We start from the raw sequence: 15,851 nt of genomic DNA, 5'->3' as shown, positions 1-15,851 counted from the left end.
AAGTAAACTATTTCATGTCCCGCAAAGGAGCTGACGACCATGGAACTCAGACTCGACAAGGAGTCCCTCGCCGTATACAAGGCACTCGCATCGCAAACCAGACTTGACATCCTCAACCTGCTCTCGGAAAAGAACCACACCGCCAGCGAGCTCGCAGAACAGCTCAACCTGAGCAAGGCGGTCCTATCACGGCACATCGCACAGCTCGAGGACGCCGGGCTCATCCAAATAGATCGCAGCGTGCGCACCGACGACAACCGCAAGAAAAACTACACACTCCGCGTCGATCACGCCAACATCGTCTTCCCGCGCAAAATCTATCTGCCCTACAAACAGAAGACGCAGGACATCCGGCTCGGCTACTACACCGACTTCAGCGTCGAACCAACCTGCGGACTCGCCAGCCGCGACGCGGTCATCGGACAGCTCGACGAACCGCGCGTGTTCGCATCCAGCGAGCGCACCAAAGCATCCCTGCTCTGGCTGTCGAACGGCTACGTCGAATACAAGATCCCCAATACGCTCGAGCCGGGGCAGACGGCGCAAATGCTGGACATCTCCATGGAACTGTCCAGCGAATATCCCGGCAGCAACAATGAATGGCCCAGCGACATCACGTTCTTCATCAACGGGGTCAACATCACCACGTGGACCAGCCCGGGCAACTATTCCGACGTGCGAGGCAAACTCACCCCGCTGTGGTGGAACGAACGGTTCAGCCAGTACGGTCTGCTCAAGCACCTGCGCGTCAACAACGAGGACAGCGGCCTCGACGGCGTAAAGGTCTCCGACACCACGCTTGCCGACCTGCGGCTGGAGGACTCCCCCTTCATCACGCTGCGCATCGGCGTCCTGCCCGACGCCGTGCACCGCGGCGGCCTGACCATCTTCGGCAAGGACTTCGGCAACCACCCGCAGAACATCACCATGACGCTCTACTACACCGAACCAAACTCCCCCGACGCCGACTGACTTCGACATCCGATGCGAAACGGGACCGGCCGCGGAAGGCGGTCGATCCCGTTGTACTAGGTGGTCGGATTAGAGCGATGAGCTCACTTGGCCGGCTTGTAGAAGTCGCCGTTGAGGGCCTTGGCGGCCTTCTCCTTGGCTTCCTCGAAGGTGACGCTGGCGAGTTCGGCGCGCACGTCGTCGAGGGCGACCGGGGTCATGGACAGCGAGTTGACGCCGAGGCCGACGAGCACGACGGCCAGATCCGGATCGGCCGCGGCCTCGCCGCACACGCCCACCGGCATGCCGTACTTGTTGCCGGCGTCGGCGATGAGCTTGATCATGCGCAGCACCGCCGGGTGCCATGCGGTCTGGTAGTTGGCGACGGAGCCGAGCGTACGGTCGGCGGCCATCGTGTACTGGGTCAGATCGTTGGTGCCGATGGAGACGAAGTCGGCGACCTGCGCGACCTTGTCGGCCATGAGGGCGATGGACGGGACCTCGGCCATCACGCCGACCTTCTTGAGGCCGAAGCTCTTGCCGAGCTTGACGAAGTAGTCGGCCTCGTACTCGTCGGCGACCATCGGGGCCATGACCCACAGGTCGGCGTCGGTCTGAGCGTCAGCGGCGGCGAGCGCCTTGAGCTGGCCTTCGAGCACGTTCATGTGCTCGCGCAGGGTGCGCAGACCACGCAGGCCGAGGGCCGGGTTCGGCTCGTCCTCCGGAGTCAGGAACGGCAGCGGCTTATCCGCGCCGGCGTCCAGCATGCGGATGACGACCTTCTTGCCCGGGAAGCGGGACAGCAGCTCGGCGTACGCCTTGGTCTGGTCCTCGACGCTCGGCGGCTCGGAGTTGCCGATGAACAGGAACTCGGAGCGGAACAGGCCCACGCCCTCGGCACCGTACTCGAGCGCCGGGTCGGCGTCCTTCGGCTTGCCGACGTTGGCCAGCAGCGGCACGTGGTGGCCGTCCTTGGTGGCGCCCGGCTTGCCGCGCAGCTCCTTGGCAGCGGCGGCCTTGGCCTTGGCGTGCTCGGCCTCTTCGATCTGCTCAGCAGTCGGATCGGTGGTGATGGTGCCGGCAGCGGCGTTGACGATCACCTGCTCGCCGTCCTTGAGATCGGCGGCTTCGGCGGCGGAGACGACGGCGACGATGCCGCGGGCGCGCGCGAGGATGGCGGTGTGGGAGGTCGGGCCGCCCTGCGAGGTGACGATGGCGAGCGTCTTGTTCATGTCGAGCGCGGCGGTGTCCGCGGGAGACAGATCCTCGGCGACGAGCACGAACGGGGTTTCGGAGACCGGAACGCCCGGAGCCAGCACGCCGAGCAGGTCAGCGATGACGCGCTGGCCGACGTCGTGCAGGTCGGCCGCACGCTCGGCCTGATAGCCGCCGATGGCCTTGAACATGGCCTCGACCGCGCCGAAGCCGTCAAGCACGGCACGCTCGGCGGTCTTGCCCTCGTTGATGAACGTCTTGATGCCCTCGGCCAGCGACGGGTCGGAGGCAAACATGGAAATGGCCTGCAGGATCGGGGCGGCCTGCTTGGCGCCTTCGTCGCCGTTGGCGGCCTCTTCGGCGCGGCGGGCCAGGTCGGCGTTCACGACGGCCAGCGACTTGGTGACGCGCTCGATCTCGGATTCTGCGGAGATGTCCGCGGAACGCGGCGCATCAGACGGTTCGGCCAGCGGGGCGGCCATGCGAATGACGGGGCCGACGGCAACTCCGCGACCAATGCCAACACCCTTGATTTCCATGTGATCTCCTTTGTTCGTGGTCTGGTTGTTTGGTTATGAAGCCTTCGGGCGGATTCCCGCGCGAGCGGTCACCCACCTGCAATCACCGACGTCCTCGCCGGTAAATGTTTTTCAAACGTCTGCTAGTATACGCCGACCAAACAGCGACACGCCAACAGTAAACGTTTTCAGAAATGCGGTCGGAACCCGTGCTATACTGCTCAATCAGCAGCCATCGCGGCCGCGCTGTAACAGCCAAGTACATCGACGCAAAGGAGTGTCCTTATGGTTACCCGCACCATCACCATCAACGATCCCGTCGGCATTCACGCTCGTCCGGCCGCGCAGTTCGCCCAGGCCGTCACCGCCTCCGGCTGCACCGTCACCATCGCCAAGCAGGGCGGCAACCCGGTTCCGGCCGGCTCCATCCTCTCCGTCATGGGCCTCGGCATCAAGCAGGGCGACGCCGTTGAGGTCAACGTCGAGGGCGACAACGCCGAAGCCGTGGCCGACAACCTGACCAACATCCTCGTTTCGGCCGAGTGATCTGACTCTTTCCTTTTCTATCCTATCCTTTTGAGACGGCCGTCCGCGATACCGGGCGGCCGTACTTGTTCTCCGGATGTTTCACGGGCGACACAGTAAGGAGGCAACATGACGACGACCAGCACGACACCGCAGCCGACGGCCGCATCGACATCAACCGGCGCAACCGGCAACACATCGGCAAAACCAGCCGTCTCGTCATCGTCATCCTCCGCCTCGATCACCAACGTCGCCGCGCTCGCCAACGTCTCCACCGCCACTGTCTCGCGCGTGCTGTCCGGCAAGCGGGCCAAGGACGACGACATCGCCCGCCGCGTGCGCGCCGCCGCCGAAGAACTCAACTATTCCGTCAACTACGCGGCCAGCGCACTCCGCAGCGACGTGACGAACACGATCGGACTCATCATCCCGTCCGCAACCGACCCGCTCAGCGCGCAGCTGCTCGACGAGCTCGAACCGCTCACCGACGTCGACTCGCAGCAGCTCCTGCTCGGCATAGGTGCCACGCAGGAAAAGCAGGAGGAACGCATCGAATCGCTGATCGCGCGCAACGTCGACGGGCTGATCATCGTCACCGCGCCCGGCGCGGAACTCGCCGCCACGCTGGAACGCCACGCGCGGCAGATCCCGATCGTGCAGGTCGGAGGCAGGCAGCGCTCGTTCCGCACGTCGATGGTGAGCATCGACGACAACGCAGCGATGGAGATGAGCGTGCGTCATCTCGCCGAATCCGGCGTTCGATCGGTCGCGTATCTTGCGAATCACGACATGTCGTTCGAATCGGCTGAACTGTTCGCGATGTTCCACACGCAGGTGCGATCGTATGCGCTGTATACGGACCGCGCGTGGAATCAGTTCGGCGAAAAGACCGTGCAGCGCGGATTCCACTGCACGATGCGGCTGTTCGGCGACGCGCTCGACCGGTCCGGTCGCGACGACCTGTATCGGCTGCGGCCGGAAGCGCTGATCTGCTGCGACGACACGGTCGCGTTCGGCGCGATGGTCGCGCTCGACGCGCTCGGACTCGCCGTGCCCGGCGACGTGCGCATCATCGGCTACGGCGATTCGCCGCTCGCGCTGACGACCATGCCGCCGCTGACGTCCGTTCGACCGCCGGTCAAGCAGATCGTCGCCGAAGCGCTGCGGCTGATCGCGGCCGGACCGGCCGCCCCCGCGCACATCACGCTGCCGCCGCAGCTCGTCGCGCGCGGGTCGACCGGCGACTGACGGACGGGCGTGCCAGTCGGACGGTTCGCACCGAATCGGCGGGTCGGATCGGCACGCCGAAACGGACCGTCGGGCCAATCGTCAGATCAGACCAAGCCGCGTGAACGCGTCGAGCAATCCGCCCTGGTCCACGTCGCCGGTCACGAAATCGGCGACCTCCTTCACGGAATCGGTACCGTTGCCCATCGCCACGGCCACTCCGGCCACCATGAGCATCGACAGATCGTTGTCGCTGTCGCCGACGGCGATCGTGTCGGTTTCGCTCACGCCCAGCGTTTCGGCGACCCCATGCAACGCCGAACCCTTGGTGATGCCGGGGATCATCACCTCTCCGTTGACCTTGGCGAACATGCCCATCGAACCGTTGATCACGGTCAGATAGTCGCCGATCGCCTCGCGCACGTCATCGACGCCGAGCTTCGACCACTGCGGCACCATGAACGTGCCCTTGCTGGCCGGCACCAGCTCGCCGATCGGCTTGCCGAGCGCGACCGCGCGATCGCGCATCCGATCGATGCCGTGCCAATACTCCAGCGTCGACTCCCGCGATGGCTTGGCGAACCGCTCGCGCATGTTCACCCGCGTCAGATAGCCGGACGTGGCCCACATGCCCTTGGACGACTGCCACACGTAGTCCACGCCGAGCCGCTCGAAGATCCGCGTCACGCGGGTGACGACCTCGGGCTCTATGAACGTTTCGGACAGCACCTTGCCGCCGACCTCGGCGCAGGCGCCCGCGGAGGAGATCACCCCGTCGAATCCGGGGGCGAGGATATGGTCTTCGATCTCCGGTCTCGCACGGCCCGTGCAAATCATCACCAGATGGCCGTTCGCCTGCGCGGCGTGCACGGCGAGCACCGCGTCGGCGGGGATGCGGTGCGTGCGGCCGACCAGCGTGCCGTCAATGTCCAGCAGAATCAGTTTGCGCGACATGGCGTTGCGCTCCCTTCCGGGCCTGCGCCCGCGAATGTTTCATCGCGCATGTTTCTTATGAAACAAGGGCCGGGATGCATGCGTCATCCCGGCCCTTGCCGCCATCGGAAGCCCGAAGGCCCGACGGCCTACAGATCCTCGCCGTTGCTGGCGATGACCTTGCGGTACCAGTTGAACGATTTCTTGCGGAATCGCTTGTACGTGCCGTTGCCGTAGTCGTCGGCGTCGACGTAGATCATGCCGTAGCGCTTCTTCATTTCGCCCGTGCCGAACGAGATCACGTCGATGCAGCCCCACACGGTGTAGCCCATGACCTCCACGCCGTCGAGCGCGATCGCCTTGCCAACCTGCTCGATGTGCGAGCGCAGATAGTCGATGCGCGCGTCGTCAGCCACGTAGCCGTGGTCGTCGGGCGTCTCGTACATGCCGATGCCGTTCTCGACGATGAAGATCGGCTTGCGATAGCGCTCGTACAGCGTGCACAGCGTGTAGCGCAGGCCGACCGGGTCGATCTGCCAGCCCCAGTCCGTGGCGGCGATGTACGGGTTCTTCACCTGGCCGGGCAGGCCGTGGCCGTCCCAGTCCTTGACCGCTTCCGCGGAAACGGCGGCGGACATGTAGTAGCTGATCGAGATGAAGTCGACGATACCGTGCTTGATGATGTCGGCGTCGCCGGGCTCCATCTTGATGTCGAATCCATCGCGCTCCCAGCGGTGCGTCAGATAGTGCGGGTATTCGCCGTAGTTGTACACGTCGCCGAACAGCAGGCGGTCGCGCATCAGGACTTCGGCGTGCATCACGTCGTCCGGCTTGCAGGTGGCCGGGTAGATCGGCACCATGGCGAGCATGCAGCCGATCTTGAAGTCCGGGTTGATCTCGTGGCCCTTGCGCACGACGAGCGCGCTGGCGACGAACTCGTTGTGGATGGCCTGCCAGACCTTCTGCTCGACCTCGTGCGGGGTGTCGTTCGGGTCGGGGATGATGCCGGAGTTGGTGTACGGGAAGATCTCGGTGTGCATTTCCATCTGGTTGTTGACCTCGTTGAAGGTCAGCCAGTACTTCACCAGATCCTTGTAGCGTTCCATCACCGTGGTGGCGAAGCGCACGAAGCAGTCGATCGCCTTGCGGTTGGTGAATCCGCCCTGCTTGGCGAGGGCCAGCGGCATTTCGAAGTGCGAGAGCGTGACCACCGGCTCCATGCCCTTGGCACGGTAGTCGCTGAACAGCTCCTCGTAGAACTTGAGGCCGGCCTCGTTCGGTTCGGCGTCGTCGCCGTTCGGGAAGATGCGCGACCACGAGATGGAGGTGCGGAAGCACTTGAAGCCCATCTCTTGGAAGAGCGCGTCGTCCTCGCGGAACGTGTGGTAGTAGTCGATGCCGCGCTGGTTCGGGTAGTTTCTGCCCGGCTCCACGCCGTCGGCGGTGATGACGCGCTTGACGCCGTGCGCGCCGCCGGTCAGCACGTCGCAGATGCTCGGCCCGCGGCCGTCGACGTTCCACGCGCCTTCCAGCTGGTGGGCGGCGACCGCGCCGCCCCAGAGGAATCCGTCGGGGAACTTCATGTCAGGCTTCCTGACCTTCGGTCTTGCCGTCGAGGCGCTTGTACAGGTCGATCATCTCGACGACCATCGCGCGGAACACTTCCGCGGCCATCATCTGGTCTTCGACGTGCGTGAGCAGCAGGCCCATCGGGACCGGGTTGCCGGCCGCCTCGCGCTGGACGAGGCTGGAGTGCACGGCGTGGCCTTCGCGGTAGCTCTTGTCGCCTTCGTCGATGGACTCCTGGGCGCCTTCGAAGTCGCCCTCCTTGGCCTTGTTGAGGGCCTCCATGTAGTCGGACTTGGCGGTGCCGGCCGCGGTGATCAGCTGGAAGCAGGTGGTTTCCAGATCGAACTTCTCTTCGTCTGCCATTTCGTTACGCTTTCTGTCGGTTCGTTATCGGTTCGTGCTTGCTTGTCGTTGCTTGTCGGATGCGGCGATCGATCACTTGCCGGCGAGCTTGAGCGCGAAGTCGAGCACCTTGTCGCCACGGGCCATGCCGTAGTCCTGCGGGGCGATGACTTCGACCGGCTTGTTCGGGAACTCCTTCTGGATGTCCTTGAGCATGTAGCGCACCTGCGGGCCGAGCAGGATCACGTCGGCGTCCTGCGCGTTGGTTTCGAGGGTGGAGACCGGCATGGCGGAAATGTCGAAGTTCTCGCCACGCTTGGCGGCCGCGTCCTGCATCTTCTTGACCAGGATGCTGGTGGACATGCCATCGGAGCAGCACAGTACGATCTTCATGATGATCTCCTTTGATTGTGATTGTTGAGTTGTTGAAGTCGGATAAGTGAATGGTTGTCAGGAACCGTTGCCGTTGCGGAAGCTGCGGGACGGTTCTGCGGACGGACATGCGGACCGCTTGGCGATCCGGGGCGTGCATGGGCGTACGTAGGGTGGCCGGTCGCGCCATCGGTCCGACGACAGATCGGTGGCACGGCCGGCCGGTTGTTTTCTCAGAGGAGGCGAGAAAAGGATGTGTATGTCGTTATTCAGCTGTCAGGTTCTGGGCGATGGCGCCGATCACTCGGCGGAACCGGCTTCCTGCTCGAGGCAGATCTTGTCCTGCATCTTGACGAACGGCATGTAGATGAAGACGGCGATCACACCGATGATGACCTGCAGCAGGGCGGCCTTCCAGCCACCGAGGATGATACCGGAGATGATCGGCGGCGTGGTCCACGGCACCTGCACGGCGCCGAACGGGGCGATGAATCCGATGGAGATCGCGCCGTACATGATGACCATGGCGACGAGCGGGGTCAGGACGAACGGGATGAGCATGATCGGGTTGAACACGATCGGCAGGCCGAAGATGACCGGCTCGTTGATGCCGAAGATGCCCGGCACAATGGAGAGCTTGGAGACGGTGCGCAGCTGCTCGGACTTGGCGAAGATCAGGGCGGCGACCAGCAGGCCGACGGTCAGGCCGACGCCGGAGTACTTGCAGAAGCAGTCGATGACCTGCGGGGTCAGGTAGTGGTAGCCGTTGGCCTTGGTGTACGGGGCAACGCCGGCATCGAAGAGCTTCTGGTTGCTCAGGGTGTTGGCGAGCAGCAGCGGGGTGACCACGCCGGAGACGACGTTGGCGCCGTGGATGCCGCACCAGAACAGCAGGGACATGAGGACGATGATGATGATCGCGCCGCCCCAGGTGTCGGTGAGGGACTGCAGCGGGATCTGGAGGATCTTGAAGATGAGCTCGGTCAGGGACAGGCCGCCGAACACCTTGCACAGGTGGTACAGGATGGCGGAGCCGGTGACGACGAACAGGCCCGGGATCAGGGCGGAGAAGGCGTTGGTGACGCCTTGCGGCACGGCGTCAGGCATCTTGATCTTCAGGTCGTGCTTGATGCAGGCGGTGTAGACCCAGCCGACGAGCAGGCCCATGATGATGGCGGAGATGATGCCGTTGGAGCCGGTCCAGGTCTGGTTGAAGATGCCGGAGAGTTCGGCTGTCTTGTTGCCGAGGGCCTCGACGTTGTCCTTGGACAGGGTCATCGAGGACGGGGAGACGATGAAGAACGCGACCAGCGAAAGCAGGCCGGAGGAGATGCCATCGCACTTTTCGTTGCGGGCGTAGGCGTAGCCGATGCCGACCGCCACGATGATTGCCAGAATGTTGAACGTTGCCGTGGAAACCTGATTGAGGCCGACGTTCCACATGTCACCGAAAATACCGGCCATGAAATCGCTGTAGCCTTCGAACGGCAGGTTGGCGAGCAGCAGGAACAGCGAGCCGATCAGCGTGGCCGGCATCGTGAGGACGAAGCCGTCCTTCAATGCCACCAGCGCCTTGAGGCTGGCGAACTTCATGAAGCCATTCAGCATCGCATCGCCGATGGCTTGCATCTTTTCCTTCATCTTGTTGTCTTTCCCTTCCTTGGGATGTCGGGGCGGCTCAGCCCCTCATACCATGTGCAGTTATCAGTTATTCGTAACTTCTTGAGTTGTTCGAATAACTATGGCTTCATTATATACGCCGTTTTTACGGAACGTCAAATCTGCGAAAACACGCGATTTTTACAGCAAAAAGCGTTGGAAACACTGGGGTTTATCGCAACCATTGCGCCACTGCGACACGCGGCAGCCAAAAAGTTATTCGAATAATTTATTGACGTTAGGGCATGATGCGTCACACCCGCCCCGCACGGAGCGCGCCGCACGAATCACAACGGCGCGCCCCGTCAGCGCATCGACGCCATCGAATAGAACTTCGCGTTCTTGTAGTGATACAGGTTGTACGAGGCGTTGAACAGCCTGCCGTTGGACAGAAAAGCATCATCCTCGATGCAGATCGCCGGATCCCCCTCCTCGAGCCCCAGCCGACGCGCCGCCTCCGCGCCAAGCCAGCCCATATGAATCACCTTGTCGGTGAACCCGAAGCGCAGTCCCAGATCATCGCGCATATACCGGTACAACGATCCGGACGCGATATCCTCGTTGAGAAACGGCACATACTCCTTGAGATACCACGCCGTCTCATAGCTGATCGGCAGGTCGTCCACACAACGCAGACGCACCACACGCCACACCGGAGCATCCACATCGCAGCGCATGCGCTTCGCCAGCTGTTCGTCCGCACGGGTCACCGCGAGCTCGCACACCTTCGAAACGACCTTCCTGTCCGGAAAATCAGCCGCGATGCCGTAGGACGTGCTGATCGGCATGTATATGCCATTGCGTTCCTCACGAACGAACACGCCGCTGCCCCGCACCGGGAACACCTCGCCCGCCTCGGCGAGCACGGCGATCGCACCACGCACGCAGTATCGCGACACCCCGTACTGCTCGATGAGCTGATCCTCAGTGGGCAGGCGGCTTGTCTCGGCGAATTCGCCCGCCTCGATGCGATGCAGAATTTTTGCTGCCAGTTCCCGCTGCTTCACGGTCATGTGTACCCCTTCGTCCCAATGATTGCAGCGATTCCCGAAGTCGCACGCCGAACGCCGCCGTTCTGCAGCATTCGGAAAATCGCATAACTTTTTATTCTTCGAATAACTCAAGTATACGACCGTACACGCCGCCCCACACGGGCGGTTTCACGACTCTCCGCGCAGACCATGCGCACGGGCGGCGCGGCACCGCACCGACGCTGCACCGACGCCCGCAACGACGTTCGCGGCACACGCGTCGTCAGCGCGGAATCAACGCGCAGAACAGGGCCTCGAACAGAAGCAACGGGTTGCCGTTGCCAGCCAAACGGCGGCGTGCGGTGGCGATGTCGTCCAATCGTCGCACCGCGCCCTCGCGCGTCAAACGCACCGACAGTTCGGTGATCGCCGTGCGGTTCTCCAAGTTCACCAGGCCAACCGAATCCTCCGCGTTGTTCTGCAACACGGCCACGTCACGGTAGATCGACGCGACCGAATTGAGCGCGCGGTCGAGCACGTCGCGGCTGCGGCGCGTGGCACGGCGTTTCAGCTCGTCCTTCTTGGCGATCTGGTTATACGCACCGCGCAGGCTCGTCGGAATCCGGTCCTTCTCCCCTAGTCCGTTGACGCGGCGGAACTCGGCCTCCGCGGCCGCGGCCTGACGGTTCACGTCGTCGTCGGCCTGCCCTTTCGCGTTGTCGATAAGACGGCCGGCGAGCAGCACCGCGTCGGACGCGCGCGCGAGATTGAGCACGCCGACGACCAGCTCGTCGCGGTCGGACATGACCCGCTCGTCCGTGGCGTACAGGCGGGCGACGCCGATGTGCCCTTCGGCCAAGCGGGCCGCACGCGCGGCGACATGCTCGTTGAAGCGCTTCTCGTCCGGCAGGGACGGGTTCACCGTGTTCATGAGGAAGTTCGCGACCGCCCGGTCGGACGGCACGGCGAGGTTCACGATGCGCGTGCGCGAGCGGATGGTCGGCAGCACGTCCTGCGCGCTCGGGGCGCACAGCAGCCAGATCGTGTGTTCGGCCGGCTCCTCGATCTCCTTAAGCAGCACGTTCGTGGTGCGTTCCAGCATGCGGTCAACGTCCTCGATGATGATGATCCGCCACGGCGCAGTGCCGGGCATCTGCTCGCTCACGCCGATCAGCTCGCGCACCTCGGCGATGCCGATCGTGACCTTGTCGGTGGCGAGCGAGGTCACGTCCGGATGCGTGCCGGCGAGCACCTGTCGGGTGACCTTGGTGGGTTCGTCGTTCAGGCCGTGGTCGGGGCTTTCGAGCGCGGCGGCGAAGGCCCGGGCCACGTTCGAGCGGCCGGAGCCGGGAGGGCCGCAGATCAGCCACGACTGGGCAATGGCCTTCGGGTCGCCGGCGGCGATCGCACACAGCTGGTCGGTGACGGGCTTCTGGCCGACGATCGAATCCCACACGCTCATCGCGAGCCGCCTTTCCGGTTGCGGGGCTTGGAACCGGACTTCGGACCAGGCTTGGCCGCCGAGGCCTGGCCAACGCGGGACGCCGAGACGCCGTCAGCAGGAACCGCATTGGCCCCCGCGTTGGCGAGCAGCGCGTCGATGTCGGCCTGGATGGTCTCCCACACTTCCTCGACGGAACGGCCCGCGTCGATCACGCGGAAACGGTCCGGGTCGCCGGCGGCCAAGTCGAGGAACGCCTGCCGGGTGCGCGACTGGAAGCCATCGCCGGCCGATTCCATGCGGTCCTCGCCGTGGCGCAGGCGCGCGTGCGAGGCGGCCGGGTCCATGTCGAGCAGGTAGGTGCGGTCGGGCAACAGGTTGTTCGTAGCCCACATGCTCAGGTTCCGGATCTCGTAGGAAGTCAGTTCGCGGCCGCCCGCCTGATAGGCGAGCGACGAGTCGATGTACCGGTCGGTGATGACCACCGCGCCGCGCGTGAGGGCCGGGCGGATGACCTCAGCCACGTGCTGCGCGCGATCGGCGGCGAACAGCAGCGCCTCCGTGCGAGCGGCGATGTCGACCGGGACGGACTTGGCGTTCTTGCCGCCGTTCGGATCCGCGACGACGCCTTCGAGCAGCATGCGGCGGATGGCCTTGCCCAGCGGCGTGCCGCCCGGTTCGCGGGTCACGACGGTTTCGCGGCCGAGATCGCGCAGATAGCGCCTCAGCCGCTTCACCTGCGTGGTTTTGCCCACGCCGTCGACGCCCTCAAACGAAATGAACAGTCCGGTCATAGTCCTTCACCTTAACAAAAAGTGCCCTCCGTCTTGCGTGAACCTCGGTTCGGACCCCATTCACGTGCCTATCCGCATTGTGTGAGGCAGATTCACCGAGCTGCACGGATCTACTTGCGATCTGTGAGGCAGCGTTCCCCGGTTCCGTCGGCTCCGAACCCGCTTCTTCCAAGAGGATATGGTCGAAACGACAAGGCAGGCTGCCTCACAGATCGCAGATAGACGCATGCCATCGCGCAAAACTGCCTCACAGATCGCAACAAGCCTATTCGGCGGTCTTCTTGGCTGCGGTCTTGCGGGTCGTGGTCGTCTTACGCGTGGTCGACTTGGTCGTCTTGGTCTTAGACGTTGCCGACTTGGCCGTCGTCTTGCGCGTGCGCTTCTTAGCAGGTCCGGCCGCGCGCTTCTCGGCGAGCAGGCGGAACGCCTCAGCCGGCTCGATCGACTCGGGCGTGTACTGCTTGGGCACCGTGCGGTTGGTTTCGCCGTCGGTGATGTACGCGCCGTAGAAGCCGTCCTTGATGGTCACCGGCTTGCCGGTCTCCGGATCCGGACCCAGCTCGCGCAGCGGCGGCTTGGCCGCGCCTCGCCCGCGGCCGCGGCCGTACTTCGGCTGAGCGAACAGTTCCTTCGCCTTGTCGATGTCGACCGTGAAGATCTCGTCCTCCGAGCCGAGCGAACGGGTTTCGGTCTTGCCGTCCACCGCGGTCTTGGTCAGGTACGGGCCGTAGCGGCCGTTGTTCGCCTCGACCTTGGATTCGCCGATCTCACCGGTTTCCGCGTTCGTTTCCTCGTACGTGCCCACGAGCCTCGGCAGGCTGAGCAGGCGCAGCGCGTCCTCGAGCGTGAGTGATTCGGGGCTCATGGTCTTGAACAGCGATGCCATCTTGGGCTTCGGCGCGGCAGCCGCCTTCTTGGAGGTTTTCGCCGTGGTCTTCCTAGTCTTGGCCGTGGTCTTCTTAGCGGTACCCGCAGAACCGTCAGCGCCCGCGGCATCCTCCGCACCGGACGTACCGGCGGCTTCGGCGCCTGCCTCTGCGGTCTCAGCCGGCACCAGCGCCACATACGGGCCGAACCGCCCGTTGCGCACCTCGACCGTGCCACCCGATACCGGATCCACACCCAGCACGCGCGGACCGCCAGAATTGTTCTCGATTAGGTCGTGGCCCACGGCCACGGTCAGCTCGTCCGGCGCAAGCGTGTCCGGCAGGGACGCGCGCTTCGGATTGCCTTCCGCGTCGAGATGCTCCATATCCTCCAGATACGGGCCGTAACGGCCGACGCGCACGTGCAGCCCGTCGCCGATGTCGATCGTGTTGATCGCGCGCGCGTCGATTTCGCCAAGCTGCGCGACCTGCTGTTGCAAGCCGGCGTGCGCCTGGTCGGCGTTCTCCGCCGCGCCCTCTCCGGAGCCGAAGTAGAAACGCGTCAGCCAGTCGCGGCCGGTTTCGCGTCCGTGCGCGATCTGGTCGAGCCCGTTTTCCATGTCGGCCGTGAACTCGTAGTCCACGTACTTGGGGAACTTCGTCTCGAGCAGCTTGATGACCGAGAACGCAAGCCACGACGGGATGAGCGCACGGCCGCGCTCGTACACGTACCCGCGGTCGATGATCGTGGAAATGATGCTCGCATACGTCGACGGACGGCCGATTTCCTTGGCTTCCAGCGTTTTCACGAGCGACGCTTCGGTGTAGCGCGCCGGCGGCTGCGTCTCGTGACCGTCGGCGGTCACGTCGCGCGCGCCGACCTGCTGGCCGACGGTCATCGGCGGCAGGGACGCGTTGTCCTCCGCGTCCTTGGCCTTGGCCTTGCCGTCGGCGGTCTTGCCGTCAGCCGCGGCGGACGCAGCAGCGCCGGTCCCAGACGGGCCGGAAGCACGCCGCCCCTCCCCCGTCGCCTTCATGAAGCCCGGAAACTCGATCACCGTGCCGGACGCCTGGAACACCGCCTCGCCGAACTCGCCTCCGGCCGGGGCAGAAAGCCGCACGGTCGCGGTCGAACCGGTTGCGTCGGCCATCTGCGAGGCGAGCGTACGCTGCCAGATCAGCGTGTACAGGCGCAGCTGGTCCGGCGGCACCTTGGTGGCCAGCTCGGCCGGATCATGGAACGTCGCGCCGGCCGGGCGGATGCACTCGTGCGCCTCCTGCGCGCCGGCGGTCTTGGTCGCGTACTGCTTGGGCGCGTCGGACAGGAACGACTTGCCGAAATGCTGTTCGACGGACGCGCGCGCGGCCGAAATGGCCTCCTGCGACAGCGTCACCGAATCGGTTCGCATGTACGTGATGTAGCCGTTTTCGTACAGTCCCTGCGCGGCGCGCATCGTCGCGCGCGAGCTCATGCCGAGACGGTTGCCGGCGGTCTGCTGCAGCGTCGACGTGGTGAACGGCGGCTGCGGACGACGGCGATACGGCTTGGTTTCCATCGACATGACGGTGAACGCGGCCGTACGCAGCGCGTCGGCGACGGCGTGCGCGGCCGTTTCGTCCAGCTGGCGGACGTTGTCGGCGAGACCGGCGGCCGTAAGCTTGCCGTCCGCACCGAAATCCTTGGACGCGGCGAGACGACGGCCGCCAAGCGACGTCATGCGCGCGTCGAACGTGGTTTCCTGACCTTCCGCGTCGGGCGCGGCGAGTTCGGCCGTCACGTCCCAGTAGGGCGCGCGGACGAACGCCATGCGCTCGCGCTCGCGCTCGACAATGAGTCGCGTGGCGACGGACTGCACGCGGCCGGCGGACAGGCCGGGGCCGACCTTGCGCCACAGGACCGGCGACAGCTCGTAGCCGTAGAGGCGGTCGAGGATGCGACGGGTCTCCTGCGCGTCGACCATAGCGCCGTCCACGTCGCGCGTCTTGGTCAGCGACGCCTTGATCGCCTCGGGCGTGATCTCGTGGAACACCATGCGCTTGACGGGCACCTTCGGCTTGAGCGTCTGCACGAGATGCCACGCGATCGCCTCGCCCTCGCGATCCTCATCGGTGGCGAGGTAGAGCTCGTCGGCGTTCTTGAGCGCGCTCTTGAGCTCGGAGACGGTTTTCTTCTTGTCGCCGTCGACGATGTAATACGGTTTGAACCCGTCCTCGACGTCCACGCCGAACTTGCCGAACTTCGCTTTGTCGGACGCGGGCACCTGGCTGGGCTGCGCGAGATCGCGGATGTGGCCCACCGACGCCATGACGGTGTAGCCGCTGCCGAGGTAGCCGCCGATCTTCTTGGCCTTGGTGGGAGACTCCACGATGACGAGCTTGCTGCCGGTTGCCATGCCTTCTCCTTAATACTGTGCCTACGGAACGTCATATTAACCATGACGTGCGGTCAACGGCCGCGTCAATCGTCG

The 15,851-nt window shown here is 64.5% G+C and carries 13 protein-coding genes; 3 read left to right on the top strand and 10 right to left on the bottom strand.

All coding sequences use genetic code 11. The features are described 5' to 3' along the window. Positions 1–39: 39 nt before the first annotated feature. The gene (locus BBIA_RS11355) at positions 40–972 is read left to right on the top strand and encodes an ArsR/SmtB family transcription factor (RefSeq protein ID WP_033494086.1); all 933 of its coding nucleotides are present in this window, start codon (positions 40–42) and stop codon (positions 970–972) included. Between the two features lie 83 nt (positions 973–1,055). Here the strand turns inward: BBIA_RS11355 and ptsP are convergent, their stop codons facing one another. Then, a complete protein-coding gene (gene ptsP, locus BBIA_RS11350) occupies positions 1,056–2,705 on the bottom strand; it encodes a phosphoenolpyruvate--protein phosphotransferase (RefSeq protein ID WP_033494084.1) in 1,650 nt (549 codons plus the stop codon). Positions 2,706–2,969: 264 nt separating this feature from the next. Here ptsP and BBIA_RS11345 point away from each other — a divergent pair, with 264 nt between their 5' ends. Then, the gene (locus tag BBIA_RS11345; protein WP_033494083.1) at positions 2,970–3,230 is read left to right on the top strand and encodes an HPr family phosphocarrier protein; all 261 of its coding nucleotides are present in this window, start codon (positions 2,970–2,972) and stop codon (positions 3,228–3,230) included. Between the two features lie 108 nt (positions 3,231–3,338). Then, positions 3,339–4,457, top strand: coding sequence for a LacI family DNA-binding transcriptional regulator (locus BBIA_RS11340; protein ID WP_081892354.1), 1,119 nt, complete (start codon positions 3,339–3,341; stop codon positions 4,455–4,457). An 81-nt stretch (positions 4,458–4,538) separates the two neighbouring features. Here the strand turns inward: BBIA_RS11340 and BBIA_RS11335 are convergent, their stop codons facing one another. The 9 genes from BBIA_RS11335 to topA all read right to left on the bottom strand — a co-directional run bounded on the left by BBIA_RS11335 (position 4,539) and on the right by topA (position 15,776). Beyond that, positions 4,539–5,390 carry an HAD family hydrolase gene (locus BBIA_RS11335; protein WP_033494081.1) on the bottom strand — a complete coding sequence of 284 codons (852 nt, stop codon included), beginning with the start codon at positions 5,388–5,390 and terminating at the stop codon, positions 4,539–4,541. Positions 5,391–5,518: 128 nt separating this feature from the next. Next, a complete protein-coding gene (locus tag BBIA_RS11330; protein WP_033494079.1) occupies positions 5,519–6,952 on the bottom strand; it encodes a 6-phospho-beta-glucosidase in 1,434 nt (477 codons plus the stop codon). A gap of 1 nt (position 6,953) precedes the next feature. Continuing rightward, entirely contained in the window at positions 6,954–7,301 is a 348-nt protein-coding gene (locus tag BBIA_RS11325) for a PTS sugar transporter subunit IIA (protein WP_033494077.1), read from the bottom strand. A 72-nt stretch (positions 7,302–7,373) separates the two neighbouring features. Then, positions 7,374–7,673, bottom strand: coding sequence for a PTS sugar transporter subunit IIB (locus BBIA_RS11320; protein WP_033494075.1), 300 nt, complete (start codon positions 7,671–7,673; stop codon positions 7,374–7,376). Between the two features lie 279 nt (positions 7,674–7,952). Continuing rightward, positions 7,953–9,293, bottom strand: a complete 1,341-nt coding sequence (locus tag BBIA_RS11315; RefSeq protein WP_033494074.1) for a PTS sugar transporter subunit IIC — start codon at positions 9,291–9,293, stop codon at positions 7,953–7,955. 323 nt (positions 9,294–9,616) lie between these two features. Further along, positions 9,617–10,324: a GntR family transcriptional regulator gene (locus BBIA_RS11310; RefSeq protein WP_033494073.1), complete on the bottom strand. Its 708-nt coding sequence runs from the start codon at positions 10,322–10,324 to the stop codon at positions 9,617–9,619. A 241-nt stretch (positions 10,325–10,565) separates the two neighbouring features. Continuing rightward, positions 10,566–11,744 carry a DNA polymerase III subunit delta' gene (locus BBIA_RS11305; RefSeq protein WP_033494071.1) on the bottom strand — a complete coding sequence of 393 codons (1,179 nt, stop codon included), beginning with the start codon at positions 11,742–11,744 and terminating at the stop codon, positions 10,566–10,568. Further along, complete coding sequence (tmk, locus tag BBIA_RS11300; protein WP_051924018.1) at positions 11,741–12,517, bottom strand: dTMP kinase; 777 nt, start codon at positions 12,515–12,517, stop codon at positions 11,741–11,743. Before tmk ends, BBIA_RS11305 begins: the two co-directional genes overlap by 4 nt. Before the next feature lie 265 nt (positions 12,518–12,782). Beyond that, positions 12,783–15,776, bottom strand: coding sequence for a type I DNA topoisomerase (gene topA, locus BBIA_RS11295; protein ID WP_033494069.1), 2,994 nt, complete (start codon positions 15,774–15,776; stop codon positions 12,783–12,785). Positions 15,777–15,851: the final 75 nt, after the last annotated feature.

This window comes from Bifidobacterium biavatii DSM 23969 (assembly GCF_000741165.1).
GTDB lineage: Bacteria > Actinomycetota > Actinomycetes > Actinomycetales > Bifidobacteriaceae > Bifidobacterium > Bifidobacterium biavatii.
The sequence above is the reverse complement of the archived record's forward strand: the minus strand, read 5'-3'. Positions and strand labels throughout refer to the sequence as shown.

Coding starts and splice junctions, on each gene's coding strand:
- BBIA_RS11355 (WP_033494086.1), top strand. CDS start 40: ATGGAACTCAGACTCGACAAGGAGTCCCTCGCCGTATACAAGGCACTC.
- BBIA_RS11310 (WP_033494073.1), bottom strand. CDS start 10,324: ATGACCGTGAAGCAGCGGGAACTGGCAGCAAAAATTCTGCATCGCATC.
- BBIA_RS11335 (WP_033494081.1), bottom strand. CDS start 5,390: ATGTCGCGCAAACTGATTCTGCTGGACATTGACGGCACGCTGGTCGGC.
- BBIA_RS11320 (WP_033494075.1), bottom strand. CDS start 7,673: ATGAAGATCGTACTGTGCTGCTCCGATGGCATGTCCACCAGCATCCTG.
- BBIA_RS11340 (WP_081892354.1), top strand. CDS start 3,339: ATGACGACGACCAGCACGACACCGCAGCCGACGGCCGCATCGACATCA.
- BBIA_RS11345 (WP_033494083.1), top strand. CDS start 2,970: ATGGTTACCCGCACCATCACCATCAACGATCCCGTCGGCATTCACGCT.
- BBIA_RS11305 (WP_033494071.1), bottom strand. CDS start 11,744: ATGAGCGTGTGGGATTCGATCGTCGGCCAGAAGCCCGTCACCGACCAG.
- topA (WP_033494069.1), bottom strand. CDS start 15,776: ATGGCAACCGGCAGCAAGCTCGTCATCGTGGAGTCTCCCACCAAGGCC.
- tmk (WP_051924018.1), bottom strand. CDS start 12,517: ATGACCGGACTGTTCATTTCGTTTGAGGGCGTCGACGGCGTGGGCAAA.
- ptsP (WP_033494084.1), bottom strand. CDS start 2,705: ATGGAAATCAAGGGTGTTGGCATTGGTCGCGGAGTTGCCGTCGGCCCC.
- BBIA_RS11330 (WP_033494079.1), bottom strand. CDS start 6,952: ATGAAGTTCCCCGACGGATTCCTCTGGGGCGGCGCGGTCGCCGCCCAC.
- BBIA_RS11325 (WP_033494077.1), bottom strand. CDS start 7,301: ATGGCAGACGAAGAGAAGTTCGATCTGGAAACCACCTGCTTCCAGCTG.
- BBIA_RS11315 (WP_033494074.1), bottom strand. CDS start 9,293: ATGAAGGAAAAGATGCAAGCCATCGGCGATGCGATGCTGAATGGCTTC.